The sequence below is a fragment of the Streptomyces sp. NRRL F-5135 genome (assembly GCF_000719775.1).
Lineage (GTDB): Bacteria > Actinomycetota > Actinomycetes > Streptomycetales > Streptomycetaceae > Streptomyces > Streptomyces hebeiensis.
In genome coordinates, this window is the sequence record NZ_JOHR01000006.1 from 150767 (window position 1) to 170425 (window position 19659).

Annotated in this window: 21 protein-coding genes and 1 pseudogene; 12 read left to right on the top strand and 10 right to left on the bottom strand. The window is 71.7% G+C overall.

Features of this window, described 5'->3' with window-relative positions:
• Positions 1 to 68 precede the first annotated feature (68 nt).
• From IG02_RS0111240 to IG02_RS0111255, 4 genes are all read right to left on the bottom strand, one after another.
• Positions 69 to 1004: an aromatase/cyclase gene (locus IG02_RS0111240; protein WP_030744945.1), complete on the bottom strand. Its 936-nt coding sequence runs from the start codon at positions 1002 to 1004 to the stop codon at positions 69 to 71.
• Positions 1005 to 1132: 128 nt separating this feature from the next.
• Positions 1133 to 1390, bottom strand: a complete 258-nt coding sequence (locus IG02_RS0111245) for an acyl carrier protein (RefSeq protein ID WP_030744947.1) — start codon at positions 1388 to 1390, stop codon at positions 1133 to 1135.
• Positions 1391 to 1486: 96 nt separating this feature from the next.
• Positions 1487 to 2809 carry a ketosynthase chain-length factor gene (locus IG02_RS0111250; protein ID WP_078854392.1) on the bottom strand — a complete coding sequence of 441 codons (1323 nt, stop codon included), beginning with the start codon at positions 2807 to 2809 and terminating at the stop codon, positions 1487 to 1489.
• On the bottom strand, positions 2806 to 4074 hold the full coding sequence (locus IG02_RS0111255; protein WP_030744951.1) for a beta-ketoacyl-[acyl-carrier-protein] synthase family protein: 1269 nt from the start codon (positions 4072 to 4074) through the stop codon (positions 2806 to 2808). Before IG02_RS0111255 ends, IG02_RS0111250 begins: the two co-directional genes overlap by 4 nt.
• A 308-nt stretch (positions 4075 to 4382) precedes the next feature.
• Here IG02_RS0111255 and IG02_RS36235 point away from each other — a divergent pair, with 308 nt between their 5' ends.
• Together IG02_RS36235 and IG02_RS0111265 are read left to right on the top strand one after the other, a co-directional pair.
• Positions 4383 to 5558, top strand: a complete 1176-nt coding sequence (locus tag IG02_RS36235; RefSeq protein WP_030744953.1) for a sensor histidine kinase — start codon at positions 4383 to 4385, stop codon at positions 5556 to 5558.
• Between the two features lie 228 nt (positions 5559 to 5786).
• The gene (locus IG02_RS0111265) at positions 5787 to 6299 is read left to right on the top strand and encodes a flavin reductase family protein (protein ID WP_030744955.1); all 513 of its coding nucleotides are present in this window, start codon (positions 5787 to 5789) and stop codon (positions 6297 to 6299) included.
• Here the strand turns inward: IG02_RS0111265 and IG02_RS0111270 are convergent.
• On the bottom strand, positions 6290 to 7207 hold the full coding sequence (locus IG02_RS0111270) for an MBL fold metallo-hydrolase (protein WP_030744957.1): 918 nt from the start codon (positions 7205 to 7207) through the stop codon (positions 6290 to 6292). The genes IG02_RS0111265 and IG02_RS0111270 overlap by 10 nt on opposite strands.
• A gap of 126 nt (positions 7208 to 7333) precedes the next feature.
• Positions 7334 to 7765 (bottom strand): nuclear transport factor 2 family protein, encoded by a 432-nt coding sequence (locus IG02_RS0111275; RefSeq protein WP_030744959.1) that lies wholly within the window; start codon positions 7763 to 7765, stop codon positions 7334 to 7336.
• A 189-nt stretch (positions 7766 to 7954) separates the two neighbouring features.
• On the opposite strand from IG02_RS0111275, the gene IG02_RS0111280 reads away from it, so the two are divergent.
• The 3 genes from IG02_RS0111280 to IG02_RS0111290 are packed head-to-tail and all read left to right on the top strand — an operon-like array spanning position 7955 to position 10539.
• Positions 7955 to 8740: an SDR family NAD(P)-dependent oxidoreductase gene (locus IG02_RS0111280; RefSeq protein ID WP_030744961.1), complete on the top strand. Its 786-nt coding sequence runs from the start codon at positions 7955 to 7957 to the stop codon at positions 8738 to 8740.
• On the top strand, positions 8740 to 9489 hold the full coding sequence (locus IG02_RS0111285; RefSeq protein ID WP_030744963.1) for an SDR family NAD(P)-dependent oxidoreductase: 750 nt from the start codon (positions 8740 to 8742) through the stop codon (positions 9487 to 9489). Before IG02_RS0111280 ends, IG02_RS0111285 begins: the two co-directional genes overlap by 1 nt.
• A 27-nt stretch (positions 9490 to 9516) precedes the next feature.
• Positions 9517 to 10539, top strand: a complete 1023-nt coding sequence (locus IG02_RS0111290; protein ID WP_030744965.1) for an LLM class flavin-dependent oxidoreductase — start codon at positions 9517 to 9519, stop codon at positions 10537 to 10539.
• 13 nt (positions 10540 to 10552) lie between these two features.
• Here the strand turns inward: IG02_RS0111290 and IG02_RS41510 are convergent, their stop codons facing one another.
• A complete protein-coding gene (locus IG02_RS41510) occupies positions 10553 to 10960 on the bottom strand; it encodes a winged helix-turn-helix transcriptional regulator (protein ID WP_030744967.1) in 408 nt (135 codons plus the stop codon).
• Between the two features lie 63 nt (positions 10961 to 11023).
• Here IG02_RS41510 and IG02_RS41515 point away from each other — a divergent pair, with 63 nt between their 5' ends.
• Together IG02_RS41515 and IG02_RS0111305 are read left to right on the top strand one after the other, a co-directional pair.
• Entirely contained in the window at positions 11024 to 11719 is a 696-nt protein-coding gene (locus IG02_RS41515) for a DsbA family oxidoreductase (protein WP_051764851.1), read from the top strand.
• Complete coding sequence (locus IG02_RS0111305) at positions 11719 to 12063, top strand: antibiotic biosynthesis monooxygenase (protein ID WP_030744971.1); 345 nt, start codon at positions 11719 to 11721, stop codon at positions 12061 to 12063. Before IG02_RS41515 ends, IG02_RS0111305 begins: the two co-directional genes overlap by 1 nt.
• Positions 12064 to 12103: 40 nt before the next feature.
• On the opposite strand, the gene IG02_RS0111310 is transcribed toward IG02_RS0111305, so the two are convergent.
• On the bottom strand, positions 12104 to 12742 hold the full coding sequence (locus tag IG02_RS0111310) for a response regulator transcription factor (protein WP_030744973.1): 639 nt from the start codon (positions 12740 to 12742) through the stop codon (positions 12104 to 12106).
• Between the two features lie 153 nt (positions 12743 to 12895).
• Positions 12896 to 13792 (bottom strand): SAM-dependent methyltransferase, encoded by an 897-nt coding sequence (locus tag IG02_RS0111315; RefSeq protein WP_030744976.1) that lies wholly within the window; start codon positions 13790 to 13792, stop codon positions 12896 to 12898.
• 526 nt (positions 13793 to 14318) lie between these two features.
• On the opposite strand from IG02_RS0111315, the pseudogene IG02_RS0111320 reads away from it, so the two are divergent.
• Positions 14319 to 14525 (top strand): annotated as a pseudogene (locus IG02_RS0111320) (Scr1 family TA system antitoxin-like transcriptional regulator); the annotation flags it as partial.
• Between the two features lie 28 nt (positions 14526 to 14553).
• Positions 14554 to 14763 (top strand): DUF397 domain-containing protein, encoded by a 210-nt coding sequence (locus IG02_RS0111325; RefSeq protein WP_030744980.1) that lies wholly within the window; start codon positions 14554 to 14556, stop codon positions 14761 to 14763.
• 18 nt (positions 14764 to 14781) lie between these two features.
• On the opposite strand, the gene IG02_RS0111330 is transcribed toward IG02_RS0111325, so the two are convergent.
• A complete protein-coding gene (locus tag IG02_RS0111330; protein WP_030744982.1) occupies positions 14782 to 15678 on the bottom strand; it encodes a LysR substrate-binding domain-containing protein in 897 nt (298 codons plus the stop codon).
• A 199-nt stretch (positions 15679 to 15877) separates the two neighbouring features.
• Here IG02_RS0111330 and IG02_RS0111335 point away from each other — a divergent pair, with 199 nt between their 5' ends.
• The 3 genes from IG02_RS0111335 to IG02_RS0111345 all read left to right on the top strand — a co-directional run bounded on the left by IG02_RS0111335 (position 15878) and on the right by IG02_RS0111345 (position 19646).
• Complete coding sequence (locus IG02_RS0111335) at positions 15878 to 17059, top strand: L-talarate/galactarate dehydratase (protein ID WP_030744984.1); 1182 nt, start codon at positions 15878 to 15880, stop codon at positions 17057 to 17059.
• 139 nt (positions 17060 to 17198) lie between these two features.
• Entirely contained in the window at positions 17199 to 18146 is a 948-nt protein-coding gene (locus IG02_RS0111340; RefSeq protein WP_030744986.1) for a 5-dehydro-4-deoxyglucarate dehydratase, read from the top strand.
• Between the two features lie 162 nt (positions 18147 to 18308).
• Positions 18309 to 19646, top strand: a complete 1338-nt coding sequence (locus IG02_RS0111345; protein WP_030744987.1) for a gluconate:H+ symporter — start codon at positions 18309 to 18311, stop codon at positions 19644 to 19646.
• Positions 19647 to 19659 lie beyond the last annotated feature (13 nt).

The following is a 19659-nucleotide window of genomic DNA, read 5'->3' on the forward strand; positions in this document are numbered from 1 at the left end:
CGGCCCCCGGCCGGGCCGCCCCACCTGCCGTGTCACGTCCGGGCCTCGGGCGGACCGGGACCCGGGTGTCAGCTGCGTACCGCCGCCACGTGCTCCAGCGTGGTGCGGCTGTTGCGGCCCAGCGCGTCGCGGACGTAGGCGCGCGCGTCGGCGAGCGTGGCGTCGCCGCCCAGGACCTTGGTGACCGCGTCCGGGGCGAGCACGACCACGTGCGTCGCCGTCGCCACGGCGCCCGACGGCGTGTCGGCGAAGGTCCACAGCCCGCTGTGCCCGGTCATCAGCTCGGGTGTGGCGACCTGCTTGTAGCCGATCCACCGGCCCGGCCGGCACACCCGCAGCGAGCGCGTGGTGTGCTGGGCGCCGTCGGAGGTGACGGTGTCCATCTCCAGCTCCTGCACGCCGGGTTCGGGCTCGACGAGCTTCACCCGGGCGACGTGCGGGAGCAGTTCGGGCCACCGGTCGGCGCGGTCGACGAAGGAGTACGCCTCCGCCGCCGTACCGGCCAGTTCGACGGTGTCGGTGAAGGAGAAGACCAGTTCCTCCACGCCGTGCCCGCCGGCGGCGAGCCGGCCCAGCGCGCCGAGTTCCCGGGCGCTGTTGCGGTCGAGTGCGGCCGAGACGGCGGCGACGGCGTCCGGGTCGTCGTCCACCACGGTGAACCGGTGCCGCAGCACGATCTCCGTCTCCCCCGTGGGCAGCTCCCGGAAGAGCCAGCCACCGGACATGGCGGTGACGGGCGGGGTGCTGTGGTCCTGGCGGAAGGAGACGTAGCGCCGTACGGGGTCCAGTACGCGGCGTGAACTCCAGTGTGCCACCCGGCCGTTCACCTCGGCCCAGATCTCGAAGCGCTCGGACCCGGGCGAACGCTCCAGGTGTGACACGTGCACGGTCGGCTCGAACACGGCGGGCCAGAGCGTGGCGTCCGCGACGAGACCGTACAGGACGCCGGCCGGCGCGTCGACGGTCAGGGTGTGCTCGGTGCGATGAACGGCGGCAGAGGCCATCAGGGCTCCCAACGGTTTCCAGGGACTGAGAGGTCGCGCGGGCAGGTGGGGCGGCGTCGCGTGCCGACGGGCCGCGCCCGGCGTCGTCGTCGCCGGTCGACGACGCCGGGTCGCGGGCGGGCCGTCCGTCAGACGGCCGAGGCGGTGATGCCGTTCACGAGGTCCAGCAGCGCCCTCGGCGTGTCCGCCTCCGACGTGGCCTCCTCGGGCAGGCTGATGCCGTAGGCGCGCTCGATCCTCGCCGCGCTCTCCATCAGCGCCAGCGAGTCGTAGCCCAGTTCCTCGAAGGGCACGTCGAGGATGTCGCCGCTCAGGTCGACGGCGTCGCCCTCACCGGCGCAGGCGACGAGCGTGTCGCGCAGTTCTTCCAGGGTCATCTGTGCCATGGGTGTCGTTCTCCTCGTCATGTGGGGGTGGCAGGTGCGTGGGGGCCCGTGGCCCACCGGGACGCGCCGGGTGGACCGGGGCCGTCCCGCCGGGTGTCAGGGGGCGGTGACGACGATCGCCGAGTTGAACCCGTGCCGGCCACGGGCCAGGACCAGCGCGGCCCGCCCGCGCACGGCCCGCGGCTCGCCCAGGACCAGGTCGAGGCCGTAGTCGTCCGGTACGTCGGTGGTGTGCGCGGTGGCCGGGGCGACGCCGTCCCGCAGGGTGAACAGGGCGGCCGCCAGATCGGCCGGGCCGCCGCCGGCGTACATCCGGCCGGTGAGCGTCTTGGGCGCGGTCACCGGGACGCCGTACGCGCCGAACAGGCCGCGCAGCGCCTCGGCCTCGGCCCGGTCCAGCTCCGGTACGGCGGCGGCGTCCGCGTAGACGATCCCGATGTCGGCCGGTTCGAGACCGGCGTCGGCCAGGGCGAGTTCGGCGGCGCGCCGCAGGCCGGGCGGCCGTTCGCTGCCGGGCGGCGGGTCGAAGGTGGCCGCGTAGCCGGCGATCTCGCCGTAGACGGTCCCGGCGCCGCGCTCCCGGGCGGAGTCGGCGTCCTCCACGACGAGGATCGCGCCGCCCTCGCCGGGGACGTGCCCGCTCGCCGCGCGGTCGAAGGGCAGGTAGGCCCGCGCGGGGTCGGTGGCGGTGGTGACCCGTCCGCCGGCCAGCTGGGCGGAGTAGCCCCAGGGGTCGAAGGCCGAGTCGACTCCGCCGCTGACCACCAGCGGGGTGCCGCGCCGGACGGTGCGGCGGGCGTGGCCGACGGCGTCCAGGCCGCCCGCCTGCTCGCCGACGAGGGCCGCGCTCGGGCCGCGCATCTTGTTGCGGATCGAGATCTGGCCGGTGTTGACCGCGTAGAACCAGGCGAAGGACTCGTAGACGCTGACGTACTCGGGCCCCTCGTCCCACAGTTTGCGGAACTCCCGGTGGGTGAAGTCGAATCCGCCCTGCGCGGTGGAGGTGACCACGCCCATGTCGTAGTCGGCGAGCCCGGCCTCCCCCGTCTCCCCGGCCTCCTGGGCCACCCCGGCGTCCGCGAGCGCCCAGTCCGCCGCGACGACGGCGTAGCGCGTGGAGACGTCGGTCTGGGGCAGCAGCCGGCTCGGCAGGTGCTCCCGGGCGTCGAAGTCGCGGATCTCGCCGGCGAGCGTGGCGGGGTAGCCGGACGTGTCGAACCGGCTGAGCCCGGTGATGCCGCTCTCGCCGGCGAGCAGGGCCTTCCAGTACGCCTCCGCGCCGAGCCCGCACGGCGCGACGACGCCGATGCCGGTGACGACGGTACGGCCGGACCGGGCCGCCGGGGCGGCGCTCGTGCCCGCGGCGGTGCCCGGGTCCGGGACGGACCGGGTCGTGCCGGGTGTCGTGGGGGAACTCATGCGGTGGCCACCTCCGGCTCGTGCAGCACCATGGCGCTCTGGAACCCGCCGAATCCGCTGCCGACGGTCAGGACCGTGTCCACGCGCCGCTCACGGGCCGTCAGCGGGACGTAGTCCAGGTCGCACTCGGGGTCGGCGGTGTGCAGGTTGGCCGTGGGCGGCACCACGTCGTGCCGGATGGCCAGGACGGACGCGGCGATCTCGATGGCGCCGATCGCGCCCAGCGAATGGCCCACCATCGACTTGATGGAGCTGACCGGGACGTCGTAGGCGTAACTGCCGAGGCTCCGCTTGAACGCGGCCGTCTCGTGCCGGTCGTTCTGCTTGGTCCCCGAGCCGTGCGCGTTGACGTAGTCGACGGCGGTGCGGTCGAGCCGGGCCTCGTCGAGGGCGGAGCGGATGGCCTCGGCCATCTCGCGGCCGTCCTTCTTGAGGCCGGTCATGTGGTAGGCGTTGCTGCGCGTGGCGTAGCCGCCGACCTCGGCGTAGATGCTCGCCCCGCGGGCCCGCGCCGCCTCGTACTCCTCCAGGACGAACATCGCCGCGCCCTCCGCCAGCACGAAGCCGTTGCGGGTGCCGTCGAAGGGACGGGACGCGCTGTCGGGCGAGTCGTTGAAGGTCGTGGTCGCCTTGATCGCGTCGAAGCAGGCGACGACGATCGGGGACACCGGTGTGTCGGCGGCGCCGGCCACCACCGTGTCCGCGCTGCCCTCGCGGACGAGCTGGACGCCGTACCCGACCGCGTCGAGACCCGAGGTGCAGCCGTCGGAGACCATGGTGACCGGGCCTTCCGCGCCGACCTCCCAGGCGATCTCCGCGGGCATCACCCCGGGACTGAGGTAGTCGAACATGTACGGGGACAGGTGTGCCGGGTCGACCAGCCATTCCCGGCCGGCGTCCGACATGACCAGGTACTCGTTCTCCAGGCTGGTGGCGGAGGCCACCGCGCTGCCCAGGGACACCCCGATCCGGTGCGGGTCGAGCGAGCCGAAGTCCAGGCCGCTGTCCGCGACCGCGTCCTTCGTGCACGCCACCGCGAACTGGGTCGCCCGGTCCATCCGCCTCAACTGGCGCGGGGTCAGCCCCTCCGCCCGGCCGTCGAAGTCCGCCTCGCCCGCGACGCGGGACCGGAAGGGCGACGCGTCGAAGAACGAGATGGCGCGGGTGGCCGTACGGCCCGCCGTCAGCAGGTCCCAGAACTCCTTCGTCCCGGAACCGCCCGGTGTCCGCACACCGATCCCCGTGATCACCACCCGCCGGGTCACCGCCCGGCTCCTGCGCTGCTAGGCATGGTCCACGAGCCCCTTCCTCACCCCTGACGTACTTGACACGGGCAACCCTCAGGGGATCCGCTAGAGCCTGGCTCGGACCGGAATGGGGCTCAGCATGAGGGGAGTGCGCAGGTCTCGTCGGCCGCGGCCGGGACACCTGGAAGGCGGGCGCAGTATTTACCTCCCGGATACGGGGCATCCACAAACACGCGTGCGGTTTTCCACGATGATGGGGCAGTTGTCACGGTGTGGGGGAGGGTATGGGCAAGTTATTCGAGGATGCGCCCCTGTCTTGGACAGCGGTGCTGGTCATCTCGGGACTGCAGTGCGGTGTGGCGCTGTCCGCGCTCAACCAGGAGATGGGAACGGCGCGCGGGGACCTTCGGGTGTTGCTGGTGGCACTGGGCACGCTCGTGGCCCTGCTGCTCCTGCAGAGCCTGCACAGCGCTCCCGCCGCCCGCCGTATCCACCGCCCGTACGTGATCTGTACGCTCACGCTCCAGACGGCGCTGACGTATCTGCCCCCGCTCCTCGTCAATCTGGAGTGGCACGGTCTCGGCGGGTTCGCCGCCGGTTCGGTCCTGGCCGTCCTGCGTGACCGCAAGGGAGTGGCCGGACTCGCCATGGTGGCGGTGTGCGACTGGGCGGCCTGCCGGTACGGCGGACTGTCGTACATGGAGACAACCTTGTCAGTGCTGGTCACCATCGCCGTCGGGGTGGGGGTGGCGACGCTGATCCGGACGACCTGCCGGCTGGCGTCGGTCCACCGGGCCGAGGCCAGCGCGATACGCAAGGCGCTCCAGGAGGAACGGATGCGCATCGGCCGCGACATGCACGACCTGCTGGCGGCCCGGCTGACGTTCGCCGTCCTGCGCGGGGAGCTGGCCTCCCGGCACATCGGCAGCGAGGACGAGCGGGCGCGCTCCGAACTGCGCGGGGTGCTGAAGCTGACCCGGGGCGCGCTGTCCGACCTGCGGTCGCTGGCGCACAGCTTCGGGGAATTCTCCCTGATCGGCGAACTGGACCACGCGCGGGCCCTGCTGGGCGGCGTGGGCGTGTCCGTGACGGTGCACGAGGCCACCCGGATACCGCCGGGCGAGATCGAGACGGTCTTCGCGGTGGCCGTGCGCGAGTCGGTCACCAACATCCTCCGGCACAGCGAGGCCCGGGCCTGCTGCTTCCTGGTCTACCGCAGACAGAACGAGTACGTCCTGTCCGTCGTCAACGACGGGGCGGAGCTGCCGCCGGGGCCGGTGGAGGCGACGCACGGACACGGACTGGCCAATCTCGCCTCGCGGGCCGCGGGTACTGGTGGCACGTGTACAGCGCGGTGCACCCCGACCGGCATGTTCGAACTGACCGTGGTCTCGCCGCAGCGGGCGCCGGCCCGCACGGCGGTCCCCATCCCGCTCCCCGGTCCTGGCACGTCGTGCAAGGAGACGCCGCGCCGGGACGACTACGCGCCCCGGGCGGGGTGAACCGGGCCGCGGCGTCCTCAGCGGCCTCGCACGGTGCCGGTCACGGCACGGGGCTCGGGTCCCGGGCGTCCCGTGGCCCTGTGCCCACCGGCGCCGACGGCCCGGTGAACACGGCGGCCCCGCGCCGACCGGCACGAGCACACCTCGACCGCACCTCCATCGCCCGCTGCCAGGCTGCCCGCACCGGACCGGACAGGACCGGCCGGGATCGGCAGCCACGGAGGCGGCATGACGACGGTGGCCCCTGAGACGTTCAGGGAATTCTTCGGCTCGATACCCACCGCCGTGGCGGTGGTGACCACGACCGGCCGTGACGGTGAGCCCCGCGGTTTCACCTGCAACGCGTTCTCGGCGATCAGCCCGGACCCGCCGCTGCTGCTGGTGTGCGCGGACCGCAACTCCCGGACGCTCCCCTCGCTGCTGCTGCGGCGCGCCTTCGCGGTGCACCTGCTGGCGGACGACGGCGAGGAGATCGCCCGGGTCTTCGCGGGCCGGTCCCAGGACAAGTTCGCGGGGCTGGACTGGCTCCCGGGCGAGGCGGTGCGCGGGGTGCCGATCCTCGGCAGCGGTGTGCTGGCGTACGCCGAGTGCACGCTGCTCCGCGCGGTGGAGGCCGGGGACCACCAGCTGCTCATCGGCCGGATGGAGGCGGCCCGGGTGCTTCCCCGTCGGCCCGTGCTGTACCAGGGGGGAAGCTTCCGGGCCTGGGACGGCCTGGCCGGACGGGGGGTTCAGGCGTGACAGGCCGGGAGCCCGCCGTGGAACTCGGCCATCTCGCCGAAGAGGAGGGGCATCTGGGCGGGGTCGCCGACGGCCTGGCCCCGTTCCTCGCCGTACGCCCGGTGCAGGTTGGGCACCAGCCGCTCGGCGTCGATCCACTCGGCGTACGGACCCAGGTCGGCGGCCCGGGCGGCCTGAAGCGGGCTGAGCCCGGCCGCCGCCCCCTCCCGCGCGAGGCGCTGAATCAGCGTCAGGTATCCCGCCGCGGCGTCGATCACCTCCGGCCCGGCGACCGGGCCGTGGCCGGTGACGACCGTCAGGGCACCGAGCGCGCGCAGCGCGGCGAAGGCGCTCAGCGAACCGGCCACCGATCCCATGGGGCAGAAGGGGGTCACCCCGGACATCAGCAGGTCGCCCGTGAACAGGACCCGCTGCTCCGGCAGCCATACGACCGTGTCGCCCCTGGTGTGCGCGGGGCCGAGGTGTATCAGCTCCGCCACGGTGTCACCGACGTGCAGCGTCAGCCGGTCGGCGAAGGTGACGTGGGGCAGGACGACCTCGACCGCGCCCCAGGTCACCTCGGGCCACAGGGTGGTCAGGTTCAGTCCGATCGCGGCCATCTCCGCGCGTGCGCCCTCGTGTGCCACCACCGTGGCTTCCGGGAAGACGAAGTTCCCGAAGGTGTGGTCGCCATGGGAGTGGGTGTTGACCACCGTACGCGGCGGGGCCCCGGCGACACCGAGCACCGCGTCCCGCAGGCTCCTGGCCCGGGACTCGGTGGCCGCGGTGTCCACCAGGGCCGACTGCCCGCCGGAGACGATCAGGCCGGAGTTGTTCAGACACCAGCCGCCGTCCGGCCGCACACAGGCGAACACGCCGTCGGCGACCTCCTGGAGCCGCGACTCGCGCGTCCCGAGTTCCACAGTCATACGGGCCTCCTCCTCGACATTCTGGATCTGACCCATCGTCGGCTGAGCGGATGGAGGCCCGCTTGAGCGGCGTGTGGTGGCGGGCTCGGACGGTCGCGGCGATCGCGACCGTGGCCGCGGGGCCCGTCAGGCCAGGTGGTCCGGCGAGAGGGTGCGCGAGCGCATCAGTATCCCGTCGTCGTCGATGAGCAGGACGTCGTGCACGAAGGCGCTGGTGACGAACTCCGGGGTGGAGCCCGGCCGGGTGTTCACCACCAGGGCGTAGAACCTGGAGTCGAACGCCCCGTCGTCCCGCGGCTCGAGGACGAGCTGGTTGAACCAGTGGCGCACCTGTACCGGATCGTCGCCGCCCACCACGGAGTTGTCGGTGAGCAGGGCACGTATCGTCTCCCGGCCGACGGCCGGCTCCAGGCCCGGCCCGAACGCGAAGACGCCGTCCTCGGTGAAGGTGTCCGCGTAATCGTCATGGCGTCCGCTGTCCTGCGCGTGCATCTGGCGGGCGTAGAACTGCTGCACCCTTAAGTAAAGGTCCGTGGTCACGGTCTTGTTCGCGGTCATCCGCTCATCGCTTTCTCTCGGCCTGGGACGGACGAGGGCCCATGGTCGTCCGGCGCGCTCGAGATCCGCCCGAACCGGTGACCGGCGGCCGGTGACGTCCCGGCTGCACGGAGTCTCCAGCAGGGCTCGACCGGTGCCCGGGAACCTCTGCCGAGGCGACCGACCCTCACACCACGGAGGATGTTACTCATGACCGCGACCGCACCCCCGCTGGCCCTGGTGTCCGGAGCGACCAGCGGCATCGGCCTGGAGATCGCCAGGCGGCTGGCGGCCAAGGGCAACCGCGTCTTTCTCTGCGCCCGGGACGAGGCGCGGCTGACGGCCACCGTCAAGCAGTTGAGCGAGGAAGGCCACGAGGCCGACGGCGTCGTGTGCGACGTCGCCGACCCCGCGCAGATCCACGGTTACGTCTCCACCGCCGTGGAGCGGTACGGGCCGGTGGACATCCTGGTGAACAACGCGGGCCGCAGCGGCGGCGGGGCCACCGCGCAGATCCCCGACGAGCTGTGGAACGACGTCATCACCGTCAACCTCACCAGCGTCTTCCTGATGACCAAGGAGGTCCTGACCACGGGCCGGATGACGGAGCGGGAGAGCGGACGCATCATCAACATCGCGTCCACGGGCGGCAAGCAGGGCGTGGTGCACGCCGCGCCGTACTCCGCCTCCAAGCACGGCGTCGTCGGCTTCACCAAGGCCCTCGGCCTGGAGCTGGCCCGTACCGGCATCACGGTCAACGCCGTCTGCCCGGGCTTCGTGGAGACGCCCATGGCAGAGCGGGTGCGGGAGCACTACGCCGGCATCTGGAACGTCAGCGAGCAGGACGCCTTCGACCGCATCACCGCGCGCGTGCCGATGGGGCGCTACGTGGAGCCGCGCGAGGTGGCGGCCATGGTCGAGTACCTGATCGGCGAGGACGCCGCGGGTGTCACCGCCCAGGCGCTCAACGTCTGCGGCGGACTGGGGAACTACTGATGCCCCAGGACACGGCGGAGGCCCCCGTCGCGCTGGTGACCGGCTCCTCCTCCGGGATCGGGGAGGCGATCGCGCGCCGGCTCGGGGACAGCGGCTACCGGGTCGCGGTGAACTCCTCGCGCTCGGTCGAGGCGGGCGAGAAGGTGGCGGCCTCGCTGCCCGACGGCCACTACGTCCGGGCCGACGTGGCGGACCAGGAGCAGGCCGAGGCCCTGGTCGCGGCGGTGGTGGAGCGGTTCGGCCGGCTCGACGTGCTGGTGAACTCGGCGGGCCGTACGAAGGCCATACCGCACAAGGACCTGACGGCGGCGACGCCCGACGTGTGGCGCGACATCCTCGGCCTCAACGTCATCGGTACCTGGCAGACCACGGTGGCCGCCATGCCGCACCTGGCCGCCACGGGGCGGGGCGCCGTCGTCAACATCTCCTCCATCGCGGGCACGCGCCCGGCCGGGAGCTCCATCCCGTACGCGGTGAGCAAGGCGGCGATCGACCACATGACGCGGCTGCTCGCCAAGGCGGTGGGTCCCGACGTGCGGGTGAACGCCGTGGCCCCCAGCCTGATCGAGACCCCGTGGACGGCGGACGACCCGTTCTTCGCGCCGATCGCCCAGTACGTGCGGGAGAACGCGCCGCTGCGCCGGGTCGGGGTTCCCGAGGACGTCGCCAGGACCGTCGCCCTGCTGCTGGAGTCGACGTACACCACCGGCCAGGTCGTCCTGGTCGACGGCGGCTCACACCTGCTCTGATCCCACCGACCCAGGGAGTCCGGCGCCATGCGTCTCGCAGTCAACCTCACTCACCAGGGCGCGTCGGAGCTCGCCCGCGCCGCGGAACGGCTCGGCTACGCGGCGGCCCTCGCCCCCGAGGGGTACCGCTCGGACGCCGCCAGCCTGCTGGGGCTGGTCGCCGGGCAGACCCGGCGCATGGCGCTGATCTCCGGTGTGATGCAGATCCCGGCCCGGCCGCCGGGGCTCGCCGCGCTGACCGCCGCGACGCTCGACTCGCTGAGCGGCGGCCGGTTCGGTCTCGGCCTCGGTGTCTCCAACCCCGATGTGGCCGCGGGCTGGTACGGGGCCGGGTCCGACCGGCCGCTGGAACGCACCAGGGAGTACGTGGAGATCGTCCGGCGGGCCCTGGCCGGCGGTCCGGTGGAGTACGAGGGGCGGCACTACCGCGTCGGCGGCCCGGCGCCGGTCCACCTGCTCACCGAGGGTTTCCGTCCGGACCTGCCCGTCTACCTGGCGGCGGTCGGGCCGCGCAACCTCCGGCTCGCCGGGGAGATCGCCGACGGCTGGATCGGGGTGTTCACATCGCCGGACGCGGTCGCCGACGCCGTCGAGGCGATCGGCGAGGGGCGGAAGCGGGCGGGGAAGGACCTGGCCGGCTTCGACGTGCTGCCCAGCCTGCCCACGGCCGTCGGTCCCGACCCCGCCACGGCCGCGGACCAGCTGCGCGGCCAGTACGTGTACCTGCTGGGCATCGGTGACGCCGAGCGGAACATCTACTGCGCGATGGCCCGCCGCATGGGGTACGGGGACGCGGCCGGCGAACTGCGGGCGCGGCTGGCCGCCGGGGACCGGGCGGGGGCCGCGGCGGCGCTGCCGCTCGACCTCATCGACCGGACGGCGCTCATCGGGCCCGTGCCCCGGATCGCGGCGCGGCTGGCCGAGTACGCCGCGGCGGGGGTGACCACGCTGGGCGTCATGGTCTCGGCCGCCGCGGCCACGGTGGAGGGGCGGCTGGCCATCCTGGAGGACTGCGCGGCGGCGCTGGAGCAGTCGGGCGTGGCGGGGTGAGGCGGCCGTGGCCTCACGGCCCGGCGGTGGTGCGGCGGTCGTGTTCCTCCTGCGCGGCGAACACCGTGAGCGCGTTCTGCCGCACCCAGGCGAGCATCGCCTCCAGCGGCAGCGCCGCGCCCTCCCCCAGCGGCGTCAGTTCGTAGCGCACGCTCGGCGGCACGGTGGGCAGCACCTCCCGGGAGAGCAGTCCGTCCCGTACGAGCGTGCGCAGGGTCTGCGCCAGCATCTTCTCGCTGATGCCGTCTATGAGGGTGCGCAGTTCGTAGAAGCGCAGGGGGCCGTCCCGGAGCGCCACGAGGACCAACAGGCCCCAGCGGCTGGTGAGATGGTTGAGCACCTCCCGGCCGGGACAGTCACTGTTGAATGCGTCACACGGGTCTCGCGGCTTGCCCGCCGTGAGCTGAGAACTATTCAGCATGCACTGAGCTTACCTTCAGGTAGGCCCTTTCTCGTAGTTAGCCATGGAGATTACGGTCGAATCATGAGCTCTCAGTCCGTCAGCAACGACACGTCCAAGACCCGGACGATCGACCTCGACCTGTGGTCCGACTTCGTCTGCGCGCACTGCTATTACGGCACCCTCCGCGTGATCAACGCGGTCGCCCAGCAGCCCGACCCCGATGTCTTCAAGCTGCGCTGGCGCAGCTTCGAACTCGACCCCCGGCCCGCCGAGGCGCGCCCCAAGGGCGATCTGTACGACTACCTGGCGCGTTTCAACGGCAGCCGTGAGGCGGGCCGCGCGGCCATGGAGATGATCGGGGCCATCGCCAAGTCCGACGGTCTGCCCTTCCACGCGGACAAGGCGCGTCCGGGCAACACCGTCGACGCCCACCGGCTGATCCACCTGGCCGGGGCCGAGGCCCCGGACCGGCAGACCGAGATCGCGCGGCGCTTCTACTCCGCCTACTGGACGGAGGGACTGCCGATCGCCGACCACGACGCGCTCGTGGAGATGGCCGAGAAGACCGGTCTCGACCCGGAGCGCGCGCGGGAGGTCCTCGCCGGTGACGAGTTCGCCGACGAGGTGGCGCAGGACCTGCAACTGGCCAGGCGCCTGGGCGTCATGGGGGTGCCCACGGTCGTGGTGGACCGCCAGTGGGCGCTGAGCGCCGGCATGCCGATGGAGTCGCTGTCCGCCCAGCTGACCCGGCTGGCCACCGAAACCCGGGAGGCGTGATGACCACCCGGACCGAGGCGGGCTTCACGGCCGTCGTCACCACGCGGGTGGACGGACCCGAGACCCAACGCACCGTGGCGGACCTCTTCCTCAAGGGCGCCGAGGGCTGGGTACGGCACCGCACGGGCTTCCTCTCCGCCACCGTCCACCTCAGCACCGACGGCACGCGGGTCGTGCTGACGGCCGACTGGAAGGACGAGGCGAGCTACGACGAATTCTTCGAGACGGACACGGACCGGGCGGCGCTCGGCCGGGAGATGCAGGCCCTTCCCGGGTTGGTGTCCGGTCCCGAACTCACCCGCTGCACCCCCTACCGCACCATCGTCGCCGCCACCGGCGAGTAGGACGGCGAGCAGGACACAGGGCGGGGCCCGTCGGCCGGCGTCAACCGCCCGGCTGCGGGGCCCTGTCCAACGGTGGCAGCCAGCCCGCCTCGCGCGCCAGGCGCACCGCGTCCAGCCGACTGCGCGCCCCGAGCTTGGTGACACAACTGCTGAGGTAGTTGCGGACCGTGCCGGTGGAGAGGGACACCGCTCTGGCGATGTCCCGTACCGCGTACCCCTTCGCCGCCCAGGTGAGGATCTCCGTCTCACGGGGGGTGAGGGGATTGGTGTTGGTCTCCCAGACCGCGAGCATCAGCTCGGGGTCGATGACCCGACCGCCGGAGGCCACCCTCCTGATGGCCGAGGCCAGTTCGCCGGGTGCGGCGTCTTTCATCAGATAGCCGCCGACATGGTGTTCCATGGCCTGGCGCACCGTGGCCGGCTGGCCCAGACTCGTCAGCAGGAGGGTGCGGCACCGCGGTACGTGTTCGTGCAGCAGCGCCGCGACCTCGATCCCGTTGCGGTCCGGCAGGTTCACATCCAGCACGGCCACGTCGGGCCGGTGCTCCAGAGCGAGCGGCAACACCTGGCGGCCCTCGCCGGTGTCGGCGACGACACGCATGTCCAGTTCGCCCCGTAACAGCTCGATGAGCGCGCCCCGTATCAAATGCTCGTCCTCGGCGAAGAGAACGCGTATCACTGGACCTCCCCGGCGACATCCTGAGTGATGGGATTACCGTACGACACAACATCCCCCGTCCTCCGTCTTCAGCCCGGGGCGTGCGGACACGCGTGCGGGCAGGGAAAAACGGCTCGGCACCCGTCGCCGGTGCCGAGCCTTTGTCACCGGTCGTCAGGCGGAGGCGAGGGCCGCGGTGAAGAGCCAGACGCGCAGCGGATCGGGCTTCTCGACATCCCACAGGGGCGGGACGGGGCGGCCCACGGCGGCCAGTTCGTCCACCAGTTGGTGGTACTCGCCCCGCCAGCCGTGGGACTTCAGCCAGACGTCCGGGGTCACCCCCGGGCCGCCCCGGTCGGAGGCCACGCTCAGCTCGATCAGGGCCCGCTCGTCCTCGTCGGCCGCGGCGACGTCGTCGATCCGGGTGCGCCGGCTCAGGTACTCGCCCCCCAGGGCGCTGCCGGGGGCGGACGCGGCGGTGATGTCCCTGAGCAGGCCGTTCGCCTCTTCCGCGGTGAAGTACATGAACAGCCCCTCGGCCATCCAGGCGGTGGGCTGGTCCGGGCAGAACCCCGCGACACGCAGCGCGCCGACCCAGTCCTCCCGCAGATCGACGCCGACCGGGACCCGCTTGACGACCGGCTCGGCTCCGTGGCGGGCCAGGACGCCGTCCTTGTAGTCCAGCACCGCGGGGGTGTCCAACTCGTACATCGCCACGTCGGAACCCAGGGGCAGCCGGAAGGCCCGGGCGTCGAGTCCCGCCCCGAGCTGGACGATCTGCCGGCACCCGGCGGCCACGCGCTCCTGGAGGTACCTGTCGTAGAAGGGAGTCCTCGCCACGAAGGAGCCGCCGAGGCTGTTCCACAGATCCGACGACCCGTCGTCCCGGGCCGGCCCGAGCCTGGGCAGCTCCGAGCCGTCCCGCGTGGATATTCCCAGGGCGTCGCCCACGAATTGTGCCGCCAGCTCGTCCACGAACAGCGGCGCTTCCCGCCGCATTTCCTGGGCCCGGGCATATGCGGCCATCAGAGCCGTTACGCCGACGCCGTCCGGAAGGTGTAGTTGCGTCATTTTGCCACCCTTATCTCGGCAAACCGAAGGCTGCGCTCAATTATCACCGGCGACATAGCGGGAGTACACAGCTACCCGATACCGATAGTACGTGTCACACATCACACAGGCGATTCACCGGAATTGCAGCAGAAGTCGAGCCGAACTCCACCGGAAGCCGGGCGTCAACCGCGCCACCTGGACATATGTCGGCGACGTAACGCGCGTGTGCCGGATACCGGAACAGTGACGGCGCACGGCCGGACCCATTGTCAAGGCGGCACAACGCGTGCCCGCGGTCAGGATCGAGCCAAATCGGATGCCGCCGGCGACGAGCATAAGCGCGACTGCGACAACCACAAAGGATTCACCATCCCGAAAGACGGCCGTCAGCCGGGAAGCGAAATTTCCGATGAGGGGTTTGCGTGAGGTTCGAGGGCCCGGCTCAATCCGGGAGATCGATCAAGCGGCCGCGAGCAGCCGGCCGACCTGGCCGAAACCATGCGCTCCGCCCAGCGACGCGACAGATCGGCCACCCGTACAGTAGTCGGAGCCCTACGCGCGCACGCTGTTCGTGAACCAACTGCCCCTCCTGGGCGACGAGCAGATCGAGGCCCAGTGGGCGGCGCGCGCGGAACGGCAGCGACTGCTGCGGGACCGGCCGAGCACGGCGTTCAGCTTCATCCTGGAGGAGCACACGCTGCTGCGGCGCACGGGCGGCGCGGAGGTGACACGAGGGCTGATCGACCACATCGCCTGCTGAGGCGAATGCGAGGGGAACTGTGAGCTCGTCGGAACTGGCTTGGTTCAAGAGCAGCTACAGCAGCGGTGGCGACGGCGACTGCGTCGAAGTGGCCCTGTCCGTACACGCCACGGGCCGGACCGGGACGGTCCACGTACGCGACTCCAAAGTGCCGCGGGGTCCGCGGCTCGTCCTCGCTCCTGACGCGTGGGCCGGCTTCCTGTCGGACATGCCCAAGCGCCGGCGCTGACGTCACCCGAGGCGCCGGTCAGGATTCTCCCCGCGTCCGGCTCAGGTGCTCCAGCAGTGTGCCCAGCACCGGGTTGTCGTTGTTCTTCCGCCAGACCAGGCTGAGTTCCACGGGTTCGGGCGTCGGCAGCTCCACCGGCTTGAAGACGATGTCGGCGTAGCGCAGCCGCGCCGTGGCCTCCGGGACCAGGGCCACCCCGAGGCCGGAACTGACCAGGGCCAGGATGCTGTGGACCTGGCTCAGGTACTGGGAGAAGACCGGCGCGACCCGGGCGGCGTTGAAGATGCTGATCAGCAGCTCGTTGAAGTAACGGGCCTCGGTGGGCGAGTACATCAGCAACTGCTGTCCGTCGAAGTCGGCGACGCTCAGCGGCCCCGGGCGCTCCGCCAGCGCGTGCCCCAGGGGCAGCGCGGCGAGCAGCCCCTCCCTCCCGGCCGGCCGGGACGTCAGGTCGGGGCCGGTCATCGAGGGCCGGCCGAGCCCCAGGTCCAGGCGGTGCTCCGTGAGGGCCTCCAACTGGTCGCGGGTGACCATCTCCCGCAGCACGATCTCCGCCCGGGGCACGGCCTCGCGGGTGGCCTCCAGCAGGGCGCCCAGCATCGAGTGGGCGCTGGCCGCGGTGAACCCGATGGCGATCGTCCCCGCCTCCCCCACCGAGACCTGCCGGACGGCGAGGGCCGCGTCCTCGGACTGGCGCAGGATCCGGCGGGCCTCGGTCAGGAAGGCACGGCCCGCGGGGGTCAGCCGGACCGACCGGTTCGTGCGGTCCAGGAGTTGGACCCGCAGCTCGTTCTCCAGCAGCTGGATCTGCCGGCTGAGGGGCGGCTGGGTCATCTTCAGCCGCGCCGCGGCTCGCGTGAAGTGCAGTTCCTCCGCGACCGCCACAAAGCTGGTCAGTTGGGTGAGCGTGAACAACGACGCCCTTCCGGCAGTGCTCCGGCCATGCCCCCGTGATGCCCTTCCCGTATCAATCCATCCAAATTTTATGTTAGACGGAGATCGTTCGACCACCTAGCTTCTAGGGACGGCCGGGAGAGCTTCGCCCGCCCGGGACACCGCGACAGGCCGCCGCGAAGGGGCGGGCCGTCGCTCCGCCCGTACAGAGGAGCCGTAAGTGGTGAGCACACCGAACACGACGACACCCGCCGCTCTCCAGCGGGGTGAGGCGACTCTGGACGAGATAGCCGAGATCAGGCTGTCGTCGGTCTTCCTTCCGCTGGCGACGCCCGTCAGCGACGCCAAGGTCCTGACCGGACGGCAGAAGCCGATGACGGAGGTCGCGTTCCTCTTCGTCGAGATAGGCACGGCCGAGGGCCACCGGGGCATCGGCTTCAGCTACTCCAAGCGCGCCGGCGGCCCCGGGCAGTTCGCCCATGCCAAGGAGATCGCGCCCACCCTGCTCGGCGAGGACCCGAGCGACATCGCCAAGCTCTGGACGAAGCTGGTGTGGGCGGGCGCCTCCGTCGGCCGCAGCGGGCTGGCCACCCAGGCCGTGGCGGCCTTCGACGTCGCCCTGTGGGACCTGAAGGCCACCCGGGCCGGCCTGCCCCTGGCCAAACTGCTGGGCGCCCACCGCGACTCCGTCCGCTGTTACAACACCTCCGGCGGCTTCCTGCACACGCCCACCGAGCAGGTCCTGGAGAACGCGTCCGCCTCGCTGGCCCAGGGCATCGGCGGCATCAAGATCAAGGTGGGCCAGCCGGACGGCAAGGCGGACCTGCGCCGCCTCGCCGCCGTACGGGAGCACGTGGGCGACGACGTGCCGCTCATGGTGGACGCCAACCAGCAGTGGGACCGGGCCACCGCGCAGCGCACGGGGCGCGCCCTGGAGGAGTTCGGCCTGGTCTGGATCGAGGAGCCCCTGGACGCGTACGACGCCAAGGGCCACGCCGCGCTCGCGGCCTCGCTGGACACCCCGGTCGCGACCGGGGAGATGCTGGCGAGCGTGGCCGAGCACTGGGAGCTGCTGCGCCACGACGCGGCGGACATCATCCAGCCCGACGCGCCGCGCATCGGCGGCATCACCCAGTTCCTCAAGCTCGCCGCCCTGGCCGAGCATCAGCAGGTGCAGCTCGCACCCCACTTCGCGATGGAGATCCATCTCCATCTGGCCGCCGCCTACCCGTTGGAGCCGTGGGTGGAGCACTTCGACTGGCTGGAGCCGCTGTTCAACGAGCGCCTGCGCATCAGCGACGGCCGCATGCACGTCTCCTCCCGGCCGGGGCTCGGGATCACCCTCAGCGAGCAGGCCCGCGCCTGGACGCGGGAGGAGCAGGCGTTCCGCGCCCGCTCCTGACCCGCGCACGCCTTCCCCCCGCGTACGCCTTGCCCCGCGCGTGCGTCTTTGCCCCCGCACACCCATTGACCCTTCTGGGTCACCCCTCTAACCTCGGTTCTCATACATGAACGATAAACATGTCAATGGAGATCAGTTCATGACTCTGAGCAAGGCGGCCCAGGACACGGCCCGGCGGCTGGCCGACGGCATGGCGCGCGGAGTGCTGTCCTTCCCCCTCACCAGCTTCCGGCCGGACGGTGGTCTCGACCTGAACGCCTACCGCGCCTACCTGGCGGGTCAGCTGGCCACCGAGCCGGGCGCGATCTTCCCCGCGTGCGGCACCGGGGAGTTCACCGCGCTGGACGAGGACGAGTACGGCCAGGTCGTCGCCGCCGCGGTGGAGGTGGCCGACGGCCGCGTACCGGTGGTCGCGGGCATCGGCTACGGCTGGGCCCAGGCGCTGCGGTTCGCCCGCCGCGCGGAGGAGGCCGGCGCGGACGCCGCGCTCGTCCTCCCCCACTACCTGCTCAAGGTCCCGCAGGACGGCCTGGTGGAGCAGGTGCGCCGGATCGCCGCGGGCACGCGACTGCCGCTCATCGCCTACCAGCGCGACCAGGTGGCGTTCTCCGTCGACGGGCTGCGGCGCATCGCGGAGATCCCCACGGTCATCGGCCTCAAGGACGGCCACAGCGACCTGGACCGGCTCCAGCGCCTGACCCTCGCCGCTCCGGAGCACCTGCTGTTCTTCAACGGGGCCGCCACCGCCGAGGTGCAGGCACGCGCCTACGCCGCCGTCGGCGTACCCGCCTATTCCTCGGCCGTGCACGCCTTCGCGCCCGAGATCGCCGATGCGTTCTTCACCGCGACGCGGAACGGCGACGACGCGCGCATGGACGCCCTGCTGCGCGGTTTCTACGTGCCGTTCGTCCAGCTGCGCGACCGGGTGCCGGGCTATGCCGTATCGCTGGTCAAGGCCGCCGCGCGGCTGCGCGGCAGGCCGGTGGGACCGGTGCGCGCACCGCTGGTCGAACCCGGCCCCGAGGACCTCGCCGACCTGGAGAAGCTGCTGGCCGACGGGCTGGAACTGGTGGGCGCCACAGGCTGAACCGCCCCGCCGTACACCTCCGGCCGGGGCCGGACCCCGCGCACCCGCACACCGTCCGGCCCCGAGCCGTACCGGCCCTCACCGACGAGGGCCGCGGCGCGCACACCCGACAAGGCCGCTGTCCGAGCGCGGTTCACACGCAGTTCAAAGGGGAACTGACACATGCCTCTCGTCATCGTCGGAATCAGCGTCCTGATCCTGCTGTTCCTCATGACCAAGCTGAAGCTGAACGGCTTCATCGCCCTCCTCCTGGTGGCCGTCGGAGTCGCGCTGGTCGAGGGAGTCTCCTACGAGAAGATCCCGGAAGTCCTCGCGGACGGCGTCGGGGGCCAGATCGGCGACACCATGCTCGTCGTCGGCATCGGCGCCATGGTCGGCCGCGTCATGGGCGACTCCGGCGCCGCCCAGCGAATAGCCGACAAGCTGATCGACAGCTTCGGGGTGGGCCGGGTCCAGGTGGCCATGGTGGTCACGGCCATGCTCATCGGCGTGACCATGTTCTACGAGGTCGCCTTCGTCATCATCGTCCCGGTGGCGTTCACGATCGTCCGGGTCACGGGCAAGAACCTGCTGTGGGTCGGGCTGCCGATGTCGATCGCCCTGTCGACCATGCACAGCTTCCTCCCGCCGCACCCCGGCCCCACCGCGGTCGCCGCCTCCTTCGACGCCTCCGTCGGCCGGACCCTGTTCTACGGCCTCTTCTTCGCCGTGCCGTTCGGCGCGCTGATCGCCCTGGTGTGGCCGCGCCTGCCGTTCGTCAGGAAGATGAACCCCTCGCTGCCGAAGGGCCTGGTCTCCGACCGGACGTTCAGCGACGAGGAGATGCCGAGCATGGCCTGGTCGCTGTCGGTGGCCCTGTTCCCGGTCGTGCTGATCGCCGGTTCCGCGGTGTACGAGATGGCCGTGTCCGAGTCCAACCCGGCGCTGCCGTTCGTCACCTTCATCGGCGCGGGGCCGATCGCCCTGCTGCTGGCCCTGCTGCTGGCGATCTGGGCGTTCGGGCCGCGCATCGGCCGGTCGCTGGCGGACGTCAGCGCGTCCTGCACCTCGGCCGCGCAGGCGATGGCCATGATCCTGCTGGTGATCGGGGCCGGCGGCGCCTTCAAGGGCGTGCTCGTCGAGGCCGGGATCTCCGACTACATCAAGGACCTCACCTCCGGCTGGTCCATCTCCCCGATCCTCCTCGCGTGGCTCATCGCGGCCATCCTCCGCATCGCCCTCGGCTCCGCGACGGTCGCCGTCGTGACGGCGGCCGGCGTGGTGCAGCCCCTCCTGGACGGCAGCGGAGTCCACCCCGAGCTGATGGTCCTCGCCGTCTCCTGCGGGTCCATCGCCTTCTCCCACGTCAACGACCCGGGCTTCTGGATGTTCAAGGAGTACTTCAACCTCTCGGTCCTCGACGCCATCAAGGCGCGCACCACCTACACCACCGCTCTCGCGGTCCTGGGCCTCGGTGGCGTCCTCGCCGTCGAGGCCGCGCTCGAAGCGCTCAACGTATGACCGCCCTCCCCAC

What these genes read in the sequence shown, in the direction of transcription:
- IG02_RS0111280 (WP_030744961.1), top strand. Translation starts at nt 7,955, where the DNA reads ATGACCGCGACCGCACCCCCGCTGGCCCTGGTGTCCGGAGCGACCAGC.
- IG02_RS0111340 (WP_030744986.1), top strand. Translation starts at nt 17,199, where the DNA reads ATGACTCTGAGCAAGGCGGCCCAGGACACGGCCCGGCGGCTGGCCGAC.
- IG02_RS0111345 (WP_030744987.1), top strand. Translation starts at nt 18,309, where the DNA reads ATGCCTCTCGTCATCGTCGGAATCAGCGTCCTGATCCTGCTGTTCCTC.
- IG02_RS0111285 (WP_030744963.1), top strand. Translation starts at nt 8,740, where the DNA reads ATGCCCCAGGACACGGCGGAGGCCCCCGTCGCGCTGGTGACCGGCTCC.
- IG02_RS0111275 (WP_030744959.1), bottom strand. Translation starts at nt 7,765, where the DNA reads ATGACCGCGAACAAGACCGTGACCACGGACCTTTACTTAAGGGTGCAG.
- IG02_RS0111265 (WP_030744955.1), top strand. Translation starts at nt 5,787, where the DNA reads ATGACGACGGTGGCCCCTGAGACGTTCAGGGAATTCTTCGGCTCGATA.
- IG02_RS0111305 (WP_030744971.1), top strand. Translation starts at nt 11,719, where the DNA reads ATGACCACCCGGACCGAGGCGGGCTTCACGGCCGTCGTCACCACGCGG.
- IG02_RS0111270 (WP_030744957.1), bottom strand. Translation starts at nt 7,207, where the DNA reads ATGACTGTGGAACTCGGGACGCGCGAGTCGCGGCTCCAGGAGGTCGCC.
- IG02_RS0111315 (WP_030744976.1), bottom strand. Translation starts at nt 13,792, where the DNA reads ATGACGCAACTACACCTTCCGGACGGCGTCGGCGTAACGGCTCTGATG.
- IG02_RS41510 (WP_030744967.1), bottom strand. Translation starts at nt 10,960, where the DNA reads ATGCTGAATAGTTCTCAGCTCACGGCGGGCAAGCCGCGAGACCCGTGT.
- IG02_RS0111290 (WP_030744965.1), top strand. Translation starts at nt 9,517, where the DNA reads ATGCGTCTCGCAGTCAACCTCACTCACCAGGGCGCGTCGGAGCTCGCC.
- IG02_RS0111250 (WP_078854392.1), bottom strand. Translation starts at nt 2,809, where the DNA reads ATGAGTTCCCCCACGACACCCGGCACGACCCGGTCCGTCCCGGACCCG.
- IG02_RS41515 (WP_051764851.1), top strand. Translation starts at nt 11,024, where the DNA reads ATGAGCTCTCAGTCCGTCAGCAACGACACGTCCAAGACCCGGACGATC.
- IG02_RS0111245 (WP_030744947.1), bottom strand. Translation starts at nt 1,390, where the DNA reads ATGGCACAGATGACCCTGGAAGAACTGCGCGACACGCTCGTCGCCTGC.
- IG02_RS0111240 (WP_030744945.1), bottom strand. Translation starts at nt 1,004, where the DNA reads ATGGCCTCTGCCGCCGTTCATCGCACCGAGCACACCCTGACCGTCGAC.